The 18,002-nt window shown below is 45.5% G+C and carries 13 protein-coding genes and 1 other annotated feature (1 of these 14 cut by a window edge); of the genes, 6 read left to right on the forward strand and 7 right to left on the reverse strand.

Annotated features, from left to right (window positions below; genetic code table 11):
• Positions 1-161: a binding site (T-box leader), on the forward strand (it extends 117 nt beyond the left edge of the window).
• Between the two features lie 113 nt (positions 162-274).
• Positions 275-2,455, forward strand: coding sequence for an anthranilate synthase component I (locus MAMMFC1_RS00600; RefSeq protein ID WP_126305627.1), 2,181 nt, complete (start codon positions 275-277; stop codon positions 2,453-2,455).
• A gap of 16 nt (positions 2,456-2,471) precedes the next feature.
• Here the strand turns inward: MAMMFC1_RS00600 and MAMMFC1_RS00605 are convergent, their stop codons facing one another.
• From MAMMFC1_RS00605 to MAMMFC1_RS00615, 3 genes are all read right to left on the reverse strand, one after another.
• Positions 2,472-4,199 carry an amidohydrolase gene (locus MAMMFC1_RS00605; protein ID WP_126305628.1) on the reverse strand — a complete coding sequence of 576 codons (1,728 nt, stop codon included), beginning with the start codon at positions 4,197-4,199 and terminating at the stop codon, positions 2,472-2,474.
• 15 nt (positions 4,200-4,214) lie between these two features.
• Positions 4,215-4,574 (reverse strand): nitroreductase, encoded by a 360-nt coding sequence (locus tag MAMMFC1_RS00610; RefSeq protein ID WP_126305629.1) that lies wholly within the window; start codon positions 4,572-4,574, stop codon positions 4,215-4,217.
• A gap of 326 nt (positions 4,575-4,900) precedes the next feature.
• Positions 4,901-6,199: a homocysteine synthase gene (locus tag MAMMFC1_RS00615; protein ID WP_126305630.1), complete on the reverse strand. Its 1,299-nt coding sequence runs from the start codon at positions 6,197-6,199 to the stop codon at positions 4,901-4,903.
• A gap of 709 nt (positions 6,200-6,908) precedes the next feature.
• Here MAMMFC1_RS00615 and MAMMFC1_RS00620 point away from each other — a divergent pair.
• From MAMMFC1_RS00620 to MAMMFC1_RS00640, 5 genes are all read left to right on the forward strand, one after another.
• Positions 6,909-7,499 carry a TetR/AcrR family transcriptional regulator gene (locus MAMMFC1_RS00620; RefSeq protein WP_126305631.1) on the forward strand — a complete coding sequence of 197 codons (591 nt, stop codon included), beginning with the start codon at positions 6,909-6,911 and terminating at the stop codon, positions 7,497-7,499.
• 253 nt (positions 7,500-7,752) lie between these two features.
• Positions 7,753-8,919: an efflux RND transporter periplasmic adaptor subunit gene (locus MAMMFC1_RS00625; protein ID WP_126305632.1), complete on the forward strand. Its 1,167-nt coding sequence runs from the start codon at positions 7,753-7,755 to the stop codon at positions 8,917-8,919.
• Between the two features lie 11 nt (positions 8,920-8,930).
• On the forward strand, positions 8,931-12,083 hold the full coding sequence (locus tag MAMMFC1_RS00630; RefSeq protein ID WP_126305633.1) for an efflux RND transporter permease subunit: 3,153 nt from the start codon (positions 8,931-8,933) through the stop codon (positions 12,081-12,083).
• 215 nt (positions 12,084-12,298) lie between these two features.
• On the forward strand, positions 12,299-12,766 hold the full coding sequence (locus MAMMFC1_RS00635) for a helix-turn-helix domain-containing protein (protein WP_126305634.1): 468 nt from the start codon (positions 12,299-12,301) through the stop codon (positions 12,764-12,766).
• 10 nt (positions 12,767-12,776) lie between these two features.
• On the forward strand, positions 12,777-13,448 hold the full coding sequence (locus tag MAMMFC1_RS00640) for an IS630 family transposase (protein WP_126305635.1): 672 nt from the start codon (positions 12,777-12,779) through the stop codon (positions 13,446-13,448).
• A 164-nt stretch (positions 13,449-13,612) separates the two neighbouring features.
• Here MAMMFC1_RS00640 and MAMMFC1_RS00645 read toward each other — a convergent pair whose 3' ends face one another.
• The 4 genes from MAMMFC1_RS00645 to MAMMFC1_RS00660 all read right to left on the reverse strand — a co-directional run bounded on the left by MAMMFC1_RS00645 (position 13,613) and on the right by MAMMFC1_RS00660 (position 18,002).
• Entirely contained in the window at positions 13,613-14,485 is an 873-nt protein-coding gene (locus tag MAMMFC1_RS00645; protein WP_126305636.1) for a MetQ/NlpA family ABC transporter substrate-binding protein, read from the reverse strand.
• Between the two features lie 267 nt (positions 14,486-14,752).
• Entirely contained in the window at positions 14,753-15,682 is a 930-nt protein-coding gene (cysK, locus tag MAMMFC1_RS00650) for a cysteine synthase A (protein WP_126305637.1), read from the reverse strand.
• A 611-nt stretch (positions 15,683-16,293) separates the two neighbouring features.
• Positions 16,294-16,899, reverse strand: a complete 606-nt coding sequence (locus MAMMFC1_RS00655; RefSeq protein ID WP_126305638.1) for a TIGR04100 family radical SAM protein — start codon at positions 16,897-16,899, stop codon at positions 16,294-16,296.
• A gap of 170 nt (positions 16,900-17,069) precedes the next feature.
• Positions 17,070-18,002 carry a DMT family transporter gene (locus tag MAMMFC1_RS00660; RefSeq protein WP_126305639.1) on the reverse strand — a complete coding sequence of 311 codons (933 nt, stop codon included), beginning with the start codon at positions 18,000-18,002 and terminating at the stop codon, positions 17,070-17,072.

An 18,002-nucleotide genomic window follows, 5' to 3' on the forward strand; every position in this document is an offset into this window, starting at 1 on the left:
CCACCGAACGTTTTTTCAACCAGTAGGCTGGGCCGGTTGCCACCGTTAAGAGGATAAGGTATCGAATATATATTCTGTTATATATTCCGTACTTGAAGGAGATAGGAAATTTTTTTATTTTCCTAACTAGGGTGGTACCGCGGAACCATTTCGCCCCTGTGTATGGGGTGAAATGGTTTTTTTATTTCTGAAAATCGGGTGATATCCGGTTAAGCATAGGTGGACAGGAACGGGCAAACGTGGATCGAATAACATGAAAAGGAGTGTTTTATCTATGAATTTTTTATCAAATTTTTTAGTTACCCCTGTTGACGAGGAATTCAGAACAAACGGGGAAATTATAATTACACGTTCTGTCCAAAAAACCGCTATCATGTCTGCAACTGATGGTATTCTGCAGAAAATTAATACCCAAAAAGGCGCCCTTTTTTCCAGCAGTTACGAATATCCTAACAGATACTCAAGGTGGGATATTGGTTTTATAAACCCCTGTATGGAAATAAGAACATTGGGGAAAAATTTTGAAATCAAGGCACTAAATAAACGCGGGGAGATACTAATTGAACCCATTTTAAAAAAATTAGAAAACTGCCCGGAAGTTTTGGAAGTTTTGGCAATAAATTATTCATATAATTGTTTACAGGGAACCGTCAAAGAGAGTACCGGCTCTTTTCCGGAAGAGCAACGCAGCAAGCAACCAACCGTTTTTTCCGTTTTGCGGGCCGTAAAAGAGCTTTTTTATTTGCCAAATGAAAACTTTTTAGGGCTTTACGGCGCATTTGGCTATGACCTTGTCTTTCAGTTTGAGCCTATGGACTTTAAGCATAAACGGGATGATGACCAACCCGATTTAGTATTATACCTGCCGGATGATTTGGTGGTAGTAGATCATCAATTATCTGTAGCATATAACGTTACTTATGAATTTAGTTTTCACGGTAAAAGCACCATAGGACTTGAACGTTCGGGAGAATTTACCGGCCACAATAATAAAACAGACGACAAAAAATTGCCGGATCATACTATTGGTAAATATGCTGATTTAGTCAGAGAAGCTGTAAAATCTTTCAATAGAGGTGATTTATTTGAAGTCGTTGCTTCACAAACCCTTTATAAACATTGCCCATCCAGTCCTTCCGAAATTTTTTTGCGATTAAAAAGAATAAATCCAAGCCCGTACGGGTTCATAATTAATTTGGGTAATGAGTTTTTAATTGGCGCTTCACCGGAAATGTTTTTAAGGGTTGAAGGAAACCGAATTGAAACTTGCCCTATTTCCGGGACGATAAAACGTGGTAAGGATGCCATTGAAGATTCCATTCAGATTAAAAAGCTGCTAAATTCATACAAAGACGAATCGGAATTAACCATGTGTACCGATGTGGACAGAAATGATAAATCGAGGGTATGTATTCCGGGGTCTGTTAAAATATTAGGGCGAAGGCAGATTGAAATGTATTCCCATTTAATCCACACCGTCGACCATGTGGAAGGGATATTAAGGGATGAGTTTGATTCGTTAGATGCGTTTTTGACACACATGTGGGCTGTTACCGTTACCGGCGCGCCTAAACGCGCAGCTATCAGATGGCTGGAAATTCGCGAAGAATATCCAAGAAAATGGTACGGCGGGGCTATAGGCTTTATGAATTTTAACGGTAATATGAATACCGGGCTTACACTCCGCACTGTAAGGCTAAAAAACGGGGTAGCCGAGATAAGGGTCGGGGCCACTTTGCTGTATGACTCAATACCGGAGGAAGAAGAAAATGAAACATATTTGAAAGCCGGCGCTATATTAAAATCTATTAATGCTGATTGTAAGCCGGAAGAAGAAATGGACTTTATGGATAGTTTTAATAAGGCGGGTAAGGGAAAAAGAATATTGTTAGTCGATCATGAAGATTCCTTCGTTCATACACTGGCGAATTATTTTAAACAAACAGGGGCTGAAGTTATGGTTCTGAGAGCTCCTTTAGCCCGAAAAATGCTTGGTGATGATGAATTATTTAATTTGGTATTGCTTTCTCCAGGACCGGGAAGGCCATGTGAATTTGATCTTAATGAAACAATTGATTTATGTATACGAAAACAGATACCAATATTTGGCGTCTGTTTGGGTCTGCAGGGAATTGTTGAATATTTTGGCGGCGAGCTTGGACAATTATCTTATCCGCAGCATGGTAAATCCTCCTTGGTGAAAATATGCCATGCCAGCCATTTGTGGCATGGTTTGCCCGGTGAATTTAAGGTTGGACGCTATCACTCCCTATATGCTTTGAATGTTCCTGCCAGCCTTAATGTCACAGCCGTTGATAATGACGGTATTGTTATGGCGATAGAACACAAAGATCTGCCAATCACTGCCGTACAATTTCATCCGGAATCGATTTTAACATTAGAGGATAATATTGGATTTAAAATTGTTGAGAATATTGTAACTTTATTGTCATAAAAGTTATTAAAAAAATTCAAGCTTGTTTTTGAACAGCCTGGGATTTGTCAGTATTCTCATAGACCAGTTTACCATCAAAAAAGGTCATCACAACCTTAACCTTGTCAATATCCACCGGATTTATTGTCAATAAATTTTGATCAAGCACCGCCAAATCGGCTAGCTTACCCGCTTCGATGGAACCTGTCTCATGGTCTATAAACATGGTATAGGCGCCGTTTATCGTAAAGCTTTTAATCATTTGCCGGATAGTGGCCCGTTCCTTTTTATTTAGCAGACACAGGTCATCGTCCATATCCGTTATATCCTCAATTTCATATGAGCTGCCATTGTCTATGTTGCGGGTAACACCGATATCTATCCCTGTAAGCGGATAAGGCACCCGGGTTATGGGATGGTCGGAAGAAGACGTGACAGTTACACCGTTGGCAAAAAAAGTCCCCAGCGGGTATTCTTCCTCCGCCCGCTCTCCTAAGATCCGGTAATCCACATCCTGCCACCAATGAGGACTTTTGAAGTGCCAGTACGGCTGCACGCAGGCAATTACATTCAGTTCTTTAAACCGCGGTATGTCTGTCTTGCCGACAAGCTGCAAGTGAGTAATAGTATTCCGGTAGTCCCCTGGGGGAGCCTTCGACTGGACATATTCCAAAGCATCCAAAATGTTTCGGGTAGCCGCATCCCCGATAGAGTGAACATGAATCTGCAGTCCCAGCGAGTTTGCCACACAAAAAGCCTGTTTGATTTCTTCCATATCCCATAAAAAGTCACCATAGTAATTTGGCCCTTTGCCGGCCGCAAGCGTATAGGGCTTTAGCAAACAGGCGGTTCCACCCTCAACGACGCCATCGGCAAAAAATTTGGCTGTTGTCACTCTTAATAATGGCGAATCATATTGTTGCCGCAGTTCGTTAATCGCCGCAAACTGCCGGGACAAATCATCCTGGGGATTGACCGTAGTGGCACAGCGGATACGGAGCGCCAGCTCTCCCCGTTTCTCCAGTTGGTCACATGCCTGCAGTATAATTTTTATATACTGACCCGTAATACAAAGCGTACCGGTAATGCCAAAGCTATGCATCTTTTTCTGAAATGCATTCATGGCATCTGTGTACTGGTCCAAACTGTACTGGGGCTGAGCGGCAAGGGACATGGCCCCTTCTTTCAGAGTCCCCCATAACTCACCGCTGACAGCATCCTTTTCTATGACCACGCCTGCAGGGACTTCTGTCTCGCAGGTTATACCGTTCACTTCCAGTGCTTTGGAGTTAACCCATAAACTGTGTCCGTCCATAGCCCGGAGCGCCACGGGAATATCCGGGGCAATAGCGTCAAGGTGCTCCTTACGGGGTCCTTTCGTCAGTTCATCGCCGGTAAATGCGCTCCACAGCCAACCCCGGCCATAAACTGCCGTAGCATTGGGGTGTTGATCAATATATTTTTTTACCGCTTCAATATACCCCTCCAGGCTCCTTATACCAAACAACTGTACTTCGTAAAGCTCTGATAAGGACAAACCGGGCGGATGAATATGCGTATCAATAAGACCGGGAATTACCATTTTCCCTTGCAGATCGATTACTTTCGTATTCTTATTTATGTAATTCGCAACTTCAGCATCACTGCCAACAAATATAATTCTGTTGCCTTTGATAGCTACGGCTTCATAAATGGTATCCCGGTTATCGGCACTGTAGACGACCCCACTAGTCAATGCCAGGTCAGCAAAAACCTTATCGCCCATTTGATATCACCTGCCTTATTCCTCCCGTTTTTTTCCGAATTCTTCCCGTGCATAGCGTTTGGCTTCGTCAAGTTCCTGCTGGGTAAGCAGTGAATTGCGCAGGTTACTGACTTTTTTGCCTATATGCTCATCAAGGAAGCGAAAAGTGGCGGACTTTTCCTCCAGTTCGGCCTTCATGAAACGGATGCAGCCATGACATTCAGGATTGCGCACCTTATGTTTTCGTGCGTCGATCCTATGCCACCAGGCCAGGCTGCGCATACCGAAGAGCAGCGGCTCCCGAATCAGCCGGAACCACCAGTGCCGTTCATAGCACCACTTGGCGAGGCGGGACGCACAATTCTTGCAAACGACGGGGGATACCTCCTGCGTCATAGACAAATTCTCCTTTCTCAAGCATTTTTCAGCCTAATGCATTAACATGCTGGTTTCATGCTTTTCCATCACCTTCTGTCAGAAAAGGCTGGGAAAAGATGTCATTCTTTAATGCGCTATAATTGCAATATAATATAATAATATAATATAGAAACAAAAGCTCCTCTATCACCTAAAGAAATGCAACAAGGGTGCATTTTCCCCTTGTTGCATCAGTTATAATGTTTAATTTGCTAATATACTATCACTATTGGTAAACAGTGTCAATAATAAAATAACCTTCTTCCCGAAACCATCATAAACATCCTATGGCCCTCACCCCCAGGCTAATCCTGGCTTGCCGGCAGAGCCTGCTCAAGATAATAAATAATATCGTCTATATCTTCCAGGCCTACCGACAGCCGGACAAGATCATCGGCCACACCACTGGCAAGCTGCTCTTCGGGGGTTAACTGCTGGTGAGTGGTACTGGCAGGGTGAATGACCAGCGACTTGGCATCCCCTACATTGGCCAAATGAGAAAACAGACCCAAATTATCAATGAATTTTTTACCGGCATCAAGACCGCCCTTGATGCCAAAAGTAAGTATGGCTCCGGCTCCCTTGGGCAGGTATTTTTGAGCCTTTTCATAAGAAGAGCTGCTTGTTAACCCGGGATAGTTTACCCAAGTTACATATGGGTTGCCTTCTAAAAACTCAGCAACCTTTTGCGCATTGGAAACATGGCGCTCCATACGCAGGGAAAGTGTTTCCAGACCCTGTAAAAACAAGAATGAGTTAAAAGGACTTATTGTCGCTCCGGTATCACGCAGTAAGCTCACACGAATTTTAAAAATATAGGCCGCTTTGCCAAATTTTTCAATATAGGATAGTCCGTGATAACTCGGGTCAGGTTCAATTAAGCCGGGAAATTTGCCATTATCCCAATTAAAGTTGCCGGAATCAACAATAACACCGCCAATCGAGTTTCCATGTCCACCAATAAATTTCGTTGCTGAATGAACAACAATATCCGCTCCCCATTCAAACGGCCTGTTCAAATAAGGTGTGGCAAAAGTATTGTCAATGATTAAAGGAATGCCATTTTCATGGGCAATTTTTGCTACATTCTCTACATCCAAAACATCGATTTTCGGATTGCCAATAATTTCGGCATAAACAGCTTTTGTTTTAGGGGTAATAGCTTGACGGAAATTGTCAGGGTCATCCGGATTCACGAAGTGAACTTTAACTCCCAGCTTGGGAAAAGTGTGATGAAATAAGTTGTAAGTACCTCCATAAAGGGCGGCGGACGATACAATCTCGTCGCCTGCATTGGCAATAGTAAGTAGTGAGTAAGTTATAGCCGCCTGCCCGGAGGCGACCGCCAGGGCGCCGACACCGCCCTCCAGCGCTGCTACCCGTTCTTCAAAGACCGTCTGGGTGGGATTAAGCATCCGCGTATACACATTGCCAAGCTCCTCCAGCGCAAACAGCCGGGCTGCGCGTTTGGTGTCTCCCAAAACAAATGACGTACTCTGGTAAATCGGTACCGCCCTTGCCCCGGTTGTCGGGTCGGGTACCTGCCCTGCGTGGAGGGCCAGGGTGTCAAACCCGTGCTTTCTTTCATTTTGTTCTTGACCCATTTTTCATCTCTCCTTTTTAAAATAAAAAAGAAGACCAGCGCAGACTCTAACTCTGCCCGGCCTTCAGTAAGGTTACTGATCAGCTCGTTTATCAATTATCTATTAAATTTGGTCACTAACCATCCTATCCCTTTACGTACTTGCGCCGGAAAAATAAGAAAAACGCTAACCGCATCCTTTTTGACGACCGGCAGGCAAAGGATAGCCTTATTATAAGAGAGGTTAAGCGATAGATGTCGAAGCGTTAATAAGGCTGTCCTGCGCCGTCCTAAACATCTATACTATACAAAAAGGCTAGGGCACTCCCTAGCCTTCAGTCTCTCTGATCAGCAATGGTAAATAATTCACTTTATTTTATCATAATTAGTGATATAATGTCAATCTTTCTGATATTTGGTGGCTTCACTGACAACCCAATGGCTTAAAAACGACGCTGTTGATATCAAAAATTTTTCAACATCACTTTGCTCAAGTTATCAAAAACCGAGGCTTTACGTTTTCTAACAAGTTGGCCTGGAAACTTCTAATCCAATTTGATTTCTTAAATTAATCCGGCTTAGCAATATCTCTGGGAGTAGCAGAATAGTTGGCTAATCCCTCTTTCAATCTAATCAAGCTGTCGGCTTCTAAAGAACAGTTGACTTGGTTGACAAAATTATGGCAAAATAGTAACCAACCGATAGATATGGAATGGTAGGGAAGTGAAGTTATGACAAAAAGTAATATTACTATTGCCGCATTGCGGCTATTTTTGTTGCGAGGCTATAAATATGTTTCCCTGGTGGAAGTTGGCAAAGAGGCGGGCGTTACCAAAGGCGGCATATACCATTATTTTGCCGATAAAAAAGACTTACTCAATGCCGCCGTCCAATGCTTGTTTGATCACATAACGGCTACCATTCTTTCCCTGATTAGCGAGGAAAAGAGCATTCAGGAAATATTAACAGCGCTTATCGTCGACCAGGCTGTCGAAGTACATATTGTTAAAACATTTGGGATTGAACAGGAAACTTTTCAAATTAATCATATAAACTTTATGTTTGAAGTGACGACGCACTTTCCCCAGTTCTTTAAGCGGGTTGAGGGCGATATGCTGACCACCTGCGAGGCAATAAGCTTAAGATTGCAAAAAGCCGTGGCCGACGGGGAAATTAGAGCTGATCTCGATATCAATGCGCTGACAACCATCATTTTTACCCTTCTCCAGGGTCAACGGGTGATAGCATTCCGCTATGCCGACCGCAGCACAAGGGAGCAAATCGTGGCCAATATTTGCAGGTTGCTTGGTATGCAACCTTAACGCCTTTGTTTCTAAAATAACAAGAAACTGTAACAAAAATGTAACAGAAGGGTAAAAGGTTTGTGTTAAACTGTTAATAATAGCATACCGACCGGTAGGTATAGGGGTGTACTCCCCCTCAATAATACTGGATTTTTCCAAAAAGGATTATATCCAGGCTTATACGGCTACAACACCAACTAAACCCAGCTAGAGATGGGCCATCGGCCAGCCAGTGAAATAACCAGTATCCGTATTTCAAGGAGGAAGAACTGTGACTATCAAGCCGTCGAAAAGGCTATCCGTTGGACTGATCGTCCTTATTGGCCTAATCGGTTTTACCGTTTTCCGCAGCGGCGTTTTGACCAAACCGCAAACGGAAACGCCCCAGGCCGTGGACGTAAAAGTCGTGCAGGTAGTGCAGCGTGATACCCCGATTACCTATGAATTCGTCGGGAAAGTAAGCTCAAAAAATGAAATAAAAATCATGTCCAAGGTATCGGGCAACATTGTGGCCAAAATGGTCGAAGGCGGCGATACCGTTTATCAAGGCCAGCCCCTGTTTCAAATCGACAACAAGCAGTACCGCTCGGCGGTAAACGCCGCAGCGGCAACGCTGGCCAAATCCCAGGCGACCCTTCGCAATACCCAGAGAGATGTTGATCGCTACAAAAAACTGGCGGCCATCCAGGGAGTTAGCCAGCAAACGCTTGACAGCTACATCGCCCAGGCCGAGGAGGAAGCGGCTACGGTTGCGGCCAACGAGGCCAGTCTGCAGCAAGCGCGCGAGGACGAGCAGGATACGCTGATTGTTGCCCCGGTTGACGGCCGCCTGGACATCAATGATTTAAGCCTTGGCTACTATGTGACCGCCGGGTCGACTACGCTGGCTACCGTGTCGTCGCTTGATCCGATCTGGGTGCAATTTACCATGAGCGAAAACGAATACTTAAACCTTGTTCAGGCGGGAAATGGTACAATGCCGGAAGCTTTCAAGAATAACCTCAAACTTGTGCTCAGCAATGGCACGGAATATTCCCTGCGCGGCCAAATCGAGCAAATTGATAAAGGCATGAGCGATACTACCGGCACGATTACCATGAAGGCTTCCTTCAGCAATCCGCAAAAGATGTTGATTCCGGGCATGTTTGCCAAAATTGTCGCCACCGGCGAAGTACGCAAAGGGGCGCTGTCAATTCCGCAGCGGGCAGTGAAAGAACTACTCGACAGTACAATTGTTACCCTTGTAAAAGAAGATAATACGGCGGAAAACCGCGCGGTGACAATGGGCGAGAAGGTCGGCAACACATGGATTGTCGAGTCTGGACTCAACGTGGGCGACAAGGTTGTCGTTGATGGAATCGATAAAGTCCAACAGGGAACAACGCTGAACGTGGTCATAGTGCAAGCGGACGACTTGCCGGCATCGACGCAGCAGTAGGAGGAATTTTTGTGGCTAATTTTTTTATCAACCGGCCGATATTTGCCATCGTTGTGTCCATTGTCATCACGCTGCTGGGTACCACCGCCGCTTTTACCCTGCCGGTTGCTCAGTACCCGCAGATTTCGCCGCCGACCATCTCAGTGAGCGCCAGTTATCCGGGCGCGAACGCCAATGTTGTCAATCAAACGGTCGCCCAGATTATTGAAGATAAGGTCAACGGGGTCGAAAACATGGTGTCCATGTCTTCGAGCAGCACCGATTCAGGTTCCTACTCGTTGAGCATTCAGTTTGACTCGGCCAAAGACCCGGATACTGCCGCTGTCCAAGCCCAGAACCGGGTTTCCGAAGCCAATGCAGGACTTCCCACCGCCGTTCAGACATCGGGCATCACCACGCGCAAAGCGTCGCAGGACATGGCGTTGATTTTTAATCTCTGGTCGCCGGATGAACTATATTCCGAAAACTTCCTGAAAAACTACGCCAGTATGTATCTGATTGACGATATCAAGCGGGTCAAAGGGGTCGGCGATGTAACGTCGTTCGGCTCCGACTACAGCATGCGAATCTGGCTGCAGCCGGAGAAAATGGCACAGTTGGGAATATCGGTGGGCGAAGTGACGTCCGCTATCGAAGCGCAGAATATCCAGGCGCCCGCCGGCGCCCTGGGGACAATGCCTACTGATTCCAAACAGCAGTTTCAGTATACCGCGAACGTGAAAGGGCGCCTTACCGATGTAAAAGAATTTGAAAACATTATTATCAGTGGGCAGTCGGACGGCTCGTTTATCCGCTTGAAAGATATTGCCCGGATCGAACTGGGCAGCCAGCAATATAGTTTTAACAGTCGGATCAATGGCCACCGCGGCGCGGGTATTGCTGTCAAGCTGACCAGTGACGCCAATGCGCTTGAGACCATCGGCAATGTAAAAGACGTTTTGGCGGCGGCGGCGAAAAACTTCCCGGCGGGGATGGAATATCGGATTGTTGTCGACAACACCAAATTTGTGCGCGAATCGATGATTGAGGTTGCCAAAACCTTTGCCGAAGCCCTTCTCCTGGTGATGATTGTCGTCTTCATCTTTCTGCAAAGCTGGCGGACCACCTTAATTCCGCTGCTGGCCATCCCGGTGTCGTTACTGGGAACCTTTGGCGCGTTCAGTCTTTTGGGCTTTACCATCAACACCCTCACATTGTTCGCGATGGTGCTGGCGATCGGTCTGGTTGTCGATGACGCCATAGTAGTCATTGAGGCGGTAGAACATCATATGCGTTACAACGGCCTCAGCCCACGGGACGCCACCATACGGGCGATGAGAGAGGTCTCCGGTCCGGTTGTCGCTATTGCCTTTGTACTGGCGTCGGTATTCCTGCCGGTGGCATTTTTGGAGGGAATGACAGGGATATTATACAAACAATTTGCCCTGACGATTGCCGTATCCATGGCCTTGTCGGCAATTGTTGCTTTGTCGCTAACCCCGGCCCTTTGCACCTTGTTACTAAAACCATATGATCCCAATGCTCACACAGGCAGGGTAGGCCGCTTTTTTACCGCCTTCAATGCCTGGTTTGATCGCAGCGTTGAACACTATGCCGCCGGGCTGACAAAGGCTATGGGGAAAATCCGTTTGTGCCTGGCCCTGTTTGCCGTTGTGGTAATTTTACTTGGCGGCTTGTATAAACTGGTCCCGTCGTCTTTCATCCCGGAAGAGGATCAGGGATATTATATTACCTCGGTTTCTTTGCCCGAGGCGTCCAGCCTAAATCGCACGATAGAGGTAATGAAAAATTTTTCCGAGACAGTAAAAGCTCAGCCCGGCGTAGCAGATGTCATGGCCTTATCCGGCATGGACATATTAAGCGGCGGGTCTAAACCAAACGCCGGCGTCATGTTCGTCTCCCTGGCGCCGTGGGCTGAGCGACAAGCAACACAGCTACAAGTAAAGGGCCAAGTCGCTCAAACCTTTGCCAACGGAATGCATTTGCCTGAAGGATCGGTGATCGCTTTTGCTCCCGCCGCCCTTCCCGGCCTCGGAACAGTGGGCGGATTCACGTTGATGCTGGAAGACCGGGGCGGAGGATCACTGACCGAGCTTGACAATATCGCCCAGAAATTTGTCGCCGCGGCGAAGGAGCGACCGGAAATTGCCTCGATCACGTCGAACTTTAAAGCTAATACCCCAGGCTACGACTTTGAGGTTGACCGGGAGAAAGCGGAAAAAATGGGCGTGGCGGTTAGTGATGTGTTTACCGCCTTGCAGGTCTTTCTCGGTGGTACGCAGGTCAATGATTTTAATAAATTCGACCGCAATTACAAGGTCGTCGTGCAGGCGGAAACACCGTTTCGCAGCGACATTAATGCCACGCGCTATCTGTTTGTAAAAAGCTCCAATAACACCATGGTGCCGCTCAATACACTGATAACTCCGAAAAAAAACAGTGCCCCTTCGGTTATAACGCGCTATAACGGCGTAAAAGCCGTGCAAATCAGCGGCAACAATGCTTCCGGTTATAGTTCGGGACAGGCGATGACGGCACTGGAGGAAGTAGCAGCACAGACTTTGCCGACTGGTTATTCCTATGAATGGTCCGGGCAGAGCCGCGAGGAAAAAATATCCGGCAGCCGGGCGCCGATTGTCTTTGGCATGGCGATCGTATTTGTCTTCTTATGTTTAGCTGCGCTGTATGAAAGCTGGAGTGTCCCGTTTGCCGTTTTGTTAGGCGTTCCCCTGGGAATATTCGGCGCTTTCCTGTTTCAGTATATGACTAGCCTGGAAAATAGCGTCTATATGCAAATCGGCCTAGTTATGCTCATTGGCTTGGCGGCCAAGAACGCTATCCTCATCGTCGAGTTTGCCAAAGTCAGGGTTGACAAAGGCATGGCGCCGGTGCAGGCGGCCATTGAAGCGGCCAAGCTGCGTCTGCGGCCGATTCTTATGACATCGCTCGCTTTTATCATCGGCTGTATTCCCCTGGCGATTGCTACCGGTGCAGGCGCCGGCGCCAGAAATTCCATGGGAACGGCGGTGGTGGGCGGCATGCTTACGGCCACGTCGTTCGGCATATTCCTGATACCTATTTTCTTTGTCATGGTGGAAATGATTACGGCAAAGATAAAGCTGTGGCGTAAAATTGAGAACAGGTCTGGTTCCTTGCCTCAATGAATTCCAGCAAATTCTGCGCCTCAGCGTCTTTCAGCGGCCACGAGGAGCCAACTGGTCAAGACCAAACTGTTTTTCGGAAAGTTGTTCCTTCGCCACGGGAGATAAGCAAATTGCGCCGGACAGACTGCTAGTGTAGTGACATATTGATATTTAAACAAGAGTGCTAGCTTATAATCCCGCTTTATGTTACGCTAAAAGAAAACGGCGGTGAAACTATGGCTAGACCTAAAAAATATATTGTTATCCTGACGGATTCTGAATTAAAGGAGTTACAATCACTCCTTCGAAAGAAAAATACCTCTCATACTATTCGCTCTAGATGTCAAATTCTCATTGATCTGGATGAAGCTCATGGCAAAGTTCTGACCCATGAACAGTGTGCAAAATCCAATGGTGTCTGTATCGCAACCGTTCATAATACACTAAAAACATATGCTTCCGGTGGCATCCCTGCTATTGTGAAGTTGAAGAGAAATGTAAATTCCGATCAGGCCAGACGCCTTGTAGACGGACGCGCAGAAGCAAAAATCATTGAACTTGCCTGTGGGCCTGCACCGGACGGACATGTGCGCTGGACTCTCCGTCTGCTCGAAGAAAAATCACGAGTTGTGCTTGATACACCTGTAAGCCGGGAAGCCATCCGTCGCACTTTAAAAAAACGAACTTCAGCCTCACCTCAATGAGTACTGGTGTATCCCACCAAAAGAAAACGCCGAATTCGTAGCCTGCATGGAAGACATTCTAGAGGTATATGAAACACCCTATAATCCAATGCGTCCCGTTGTCTGCATGGATGAAAAACCTTACCAGCTTCTGGGAGATGAACGAAAACCGCTGCCAATGCGTCCCGGTGCTTCTCAAAAGATAGATTCGGAATACGTAAGGGAAGGAACCTGCAGTATATTTGTCTTCACGGAACCTCTTAGTGGTACAAGACATGTCAGTGTACGCGAACGGCGTACTGCTGCAGACTGGGCGGAAGAAATCAAATATCTTGTGGATGTCATGTATCCCGATATGGATAAAATCGTTCTGGTAATGGACAACCTGAACACACATAGGCCAGCGTCCCTTTATAAAGTCTTTGCGCCGCAAGAAGCTCGAAGAATTATAAAACGCTTAGAACTGCATTACACACCCAAACATGGAAGCTGGCTTAACATAGCAGAAATTGAGCTGAATGTTATGACCAGACAGTGCCTTTCCCGGAGGATTGATACTATATCCCGTTTAAAGGAAGAGTTGCAGTGCTGGAAAAATGAACGCAACCAGAAAGTATCGAGAGTTAACTGGCATTTTAGACTGGATAATGCCAGAATAAAACTTATATCTTTGTATCCCAAATTTGAGATCCAACAACAGTAATATTACGTTACCCTCGTTGATGTTTACTATAAATATCAACGTGTCGATACACTAGTCAAAATTATTGTTCTTCATGAAAAATCAAAAGACCAAGTTCCGCTAAGAGAAACTTGGTCTTTTAAATTAATCCGGCTTCAGTTGCCCGATTCTACGGAAACTTACGATTAGAATGCGGGAACAACCGCGACTCCGTACTTATCCCCGAGGAATTTCTTAACATCCGGAGAGGTTAGATACTCAGCTATTTTCTTAATCTCCGGACGGGTTTCATCTCCTTTTCTGACAACTAAATCATTGGCATAAGGAGAATTTGCGTCTTCCCTGAACAAGGCGGTTTTGGGGTCGATCTTGGCCTCTAAGACAAAGTTTGTATTAATTACTGCGCCGTCGACATCGGGTAAAGCCCTAGTAAGCTGGGCGGCTTCCACTTCAACAAATTTGAGATTTTTGGGATTCTCGGCAATATCTCTGGGAGTAGCAGAATAGTTGGCTATTCCCTCTTTCAATTTAATCAAGCCGTTGGCTTGCAAAAGCGCCAGAGACCTGTATTCGTTGGAAGGATTGTTGGGGATAGCAATCTTAGCGCCTTCTTTCAGTTCATCCTTTGATTTTATTTTTTGGGAATAGAAACCAATAGGTTCAACATGTACCTTGGCGGCAACAACAAAGTCATAGCCCTTTTCTTTTGCCACTGAATTGAGGTAGGGAACGTGCTGAAAATAGTTTGCGTCGATTTGTTTCGTTTGCAGTGCGGGATTTAATTGTCCCTCGTCATCCAACACAACCACTTCAAGGTTTATTCCTTCTTGCTTGAGCTTGGGCTTAATGAAGTTCAGTATTTCAGCGTGAGGTACCGCAGCAGCCCCTACTTTAACAGTTACTTCTCGTTTCCCATTGGTTTCCGGTTTTGCATTGGTTTGAGCGTTTTGTTTTTTATCCGAAGAGCAGCCGGCAAATAAAGCTGCGATCATTATAATGACAATGGAAATTATTATTGCAGTTTTAATGGATACGCCTTTCTTAAACACCTGAATCATCCTTTCCAAACAGTTTTATGTAAGCCAAATTCATAATGTTTCCTAATATCCTAACCAACCTTATTTTTGCCAAAAAGGCCAAGCTCCCGCCAACGGGAACCTGGCCTCTAGTCTTTCTAGTCGGACAGTTACAAGAGCGTGTTTATAACACGCAACTATAGATCAAATCTACACGATGATCTACTAAACAGGGCCGGGATTACTACTCAAATCGGTAAGTGAGCGTCCCGCAGGAGCAACGATGCAGATGGGCGTTTTTAACCAGCCTTAATTGTCCTGAAACAGGACGGTGCTGATATACCGCTCGCCTGTATCCGGCAATATCGCCACAACCAATTTCCCCTCATTTTCCCGGCGTTTGGCAAGCTGCAGCGCCGCAAATGCAGCAGCCCCGGAAGAAATTCCGACCAGTATGCCTTCTTCTCTTGCCAACCGGCGCGCAGTCTCTACCGCTTCCTCATTTTTTACTTTGTAAATTTCATCCACAATGTTGAGATTTAACACGTTAGGCACAAAGCCGGCGCCAATCCCCTGAATCTTATGGGGCCCAGGCTTTCCGCCGGAAAGGACCGGGGAATCAAACGGCTCAACAGCTATTACTTTGATTTCTGGATTACGTTTCTTAAGCACTTCGCCAACACCGGTAATTGTACCGCCTGTACCAACGCCGCCGACAATAATGCCAACCTTGCCGTCCGTGTCCGTCCATATTTCCGCCGCCGTTGTGGCCCGGTGAATTTCCGGGTTAGCCGGGTTATTGAACTGCTGGGGAATAAAAGAATTGGGAGTTTGGGCTGCCAATTCCTCGGCTTTACGCACCGCGCCGGGCATCCCTTCGGCGCCGGGTGTTAGAACCAGTTCCGCGCCATACCCCTTCAGTAAACTGCGTCGTTCAACACTCATCGTCTCCGGCATTGTAAGTATCAGCCGGTATCCTCTTGCCGCGGCGATAAACGCCAAAGCAATCCCGGTATTACCGCTTGTCGGTTCGATAATCACAGTGTCTTTATTAATAAGTCCTTTTTCTTCAGCGTCCTTAAGCATACTGAAGCCGATGCGGTCTTTGACGCTGCCGCCGGGATTGAACAACTCCAATTTCACCGCAACTTCGGCATTGGCTCCATCTGTCACCCGGTTGAGCTTTAATAGCGGCGTACCACCGATTAAATCTGTTACACTATTGGCAATTCTGGACATAACTATCACTCCTCGTAACCTATTCACATTAAGTTGGGAATTGCTGCGTTGCTGCCATCTGCGACAAGTTAACTCGCGCTGATAACACTTACGAAATCAGAATCGTCGTCGCGCCCGGCCGGACTGCGTTTGTCAACGCGCCTAGCATTGCTGTTTGCTCATATCATATATACCTCCCCTCAAGTATAATATCAAATCTGCCCAATTCAACCTTTCAGGATCGATAGGATATTTCCCAAACTTTCTTGCCGCCGGAAGGATGGCCTGAATGTTTTTAGTTGTTAATAAAAAAAGGCAAAGACAGATTCCTGTTAAGGGAATCCTTCTTTGCCTTCAGTATTTACTACCGATCAGTCAAATCCGCTATGCAGTTGCTGCCTGCCGTATCTGCAGCCCTCGGGATTTCAATACCCGCCAGGTCCACACGGATAAAAATTCACAATTTCGAAGCCGGAGGCGTAACATCTTGCCCTTTATTATACCGCTTAATACCAATTTGTCAATATACATTTAGTAACTACTCGGTTACCTGAATAGCTACAGAAGTCTGAATGAGAGCCGGCTTCAAGCATATTCTGAATATTGAATTCTGAGTACTTGAATAAAATCAATCATATTGCAAAAGGTCTGATTCTAAAATCCACACCGATTCCCTGGGCAATTGCCTGGCAAGTTTGGATGTCTTCCCGTGATATGACATCCACTACAGACAATACCACATTGGGAACATGTTTTTTACATTTGGCCGCAAAGTCCAATATGGCGTCATAGGCTTTTTCGCCATATTCAGATCGACATATTTTTTGGTAATTTTCCCCATTCGCCGCGTTTAGACTGATAGAAATAGAATCCACCAATCCTTTTAACTGTGGCGTGATGTCCCTGCCGCAAATCAGATTGGCATGACCGTTGGTATTAATGCGAATGGGGATGTCATATTTTTCTTTCAGTCTTTTACATATTTCAATTGTATCATATGGGCGCATCATGGGTTCGCCATAGCCGCAAAATACGAATTCCTTATACTTGGCAACCTGACGTTTTTGGATATCTTCAATGACTTCATCAATAGTAGGTTCCCGTTCCAGCCAAAGATCAATCCCGCTCGCAACACCGTCCGGGTTGTTTCTTACACAAAAAGAACAGTGATTGGTACAATGGTTAGTAATATTAATATATAAAGAACTTCCCAGTTCGTAAGTGATGGTCATTGACATGGCGGCCCCTCCTTTAAGCAAAAAGGCAAAGACCCATCCCTTTATCAGGAACCTTCTTTGCCTTCAGTATGTGCGACTGATCAGTCAAATATGAAATTCATATATTATATACTATTATACTTTCTTACACCTGTTTGTCAAGAATTTTAGGTAATATCTCGTTTCCCATCTCAACCATTTTCTTTTAAATTAAGACTAGATTTAGGCAGGGACGTCATTAAAATTGATGCAATAATAAACATAATCCCCATTGCATGTGACAACGTAAATTTTTCGGTTAAAAATACAACTGATAGTATTGCGGCACTCATAGGAATAATGGCTGTAAACACGCTCGCTGTGCTGCCAGTAACTTTTTTTACTCCTCGAAACCAGAATATATATGCTACCACTGTATAAATTGCGCCGAAGTATAATATGTAAAGCCAATCATACAGTGACACTTGTTCAAAAGGGAAGGAAATACTTTCATATAGGGAAAAAGGTAAAAACATTAGCACGCCTAATAAACTCAGAATTCCTGTGGTGGATAAATCAGAAACTGGTGAAGTTAGTTTCTTTGCCAAAAGAAGGAATACGGCTTCTCCCACAACCGCGCCGCCGATGAGAAGGTTGCCGAGGATATGTTTGTTTTGTATATCGCTTTGATCATAGGGCTGTAGAACTCCATTGATAACAAGTACCCCTAATGTTGCAAGGACGACTCCGATAACTTGCCTTGAATTTAAATGCTCCTTTAAAACCAGAAATGAGACAACGGCCATAAAAGCAGGTGTAGTACTGGTTATAATACCGGCTTCCATTGCTTGTGTATATTTTAGTCCTACAAGCATCAAAACTGTAAAAATAAATTGTCCGCAAAATGCCATTAAAAAAAAAGGGATCCAATCTCTTTTGGTAATTTTGGGAAACCCCTTTTCTTTAATTAGGATGATCGGACATATGATTGCGGACGCAATGGCAAACCGTAAACCAGAAGCTAAAAATACAGGGAATTTCATTATTATCATTTTCCCAAAAACAACAGAACTACCCACGATAATCATTGCCAATGATAAACTTATGTACGCATCCAGCTTCTCTTTCAAATAATCTAGTTGCAT

Source organism: Methylomusa anaerophila (assembly GCF_003966895.1).
Taxonomy (GTDB): domain Bacteria; phylum Bacillota; class Negativicutes; order Sporomusales; family Sporomusaceae; genus Methylomusa; species Methylomusa anaerophila.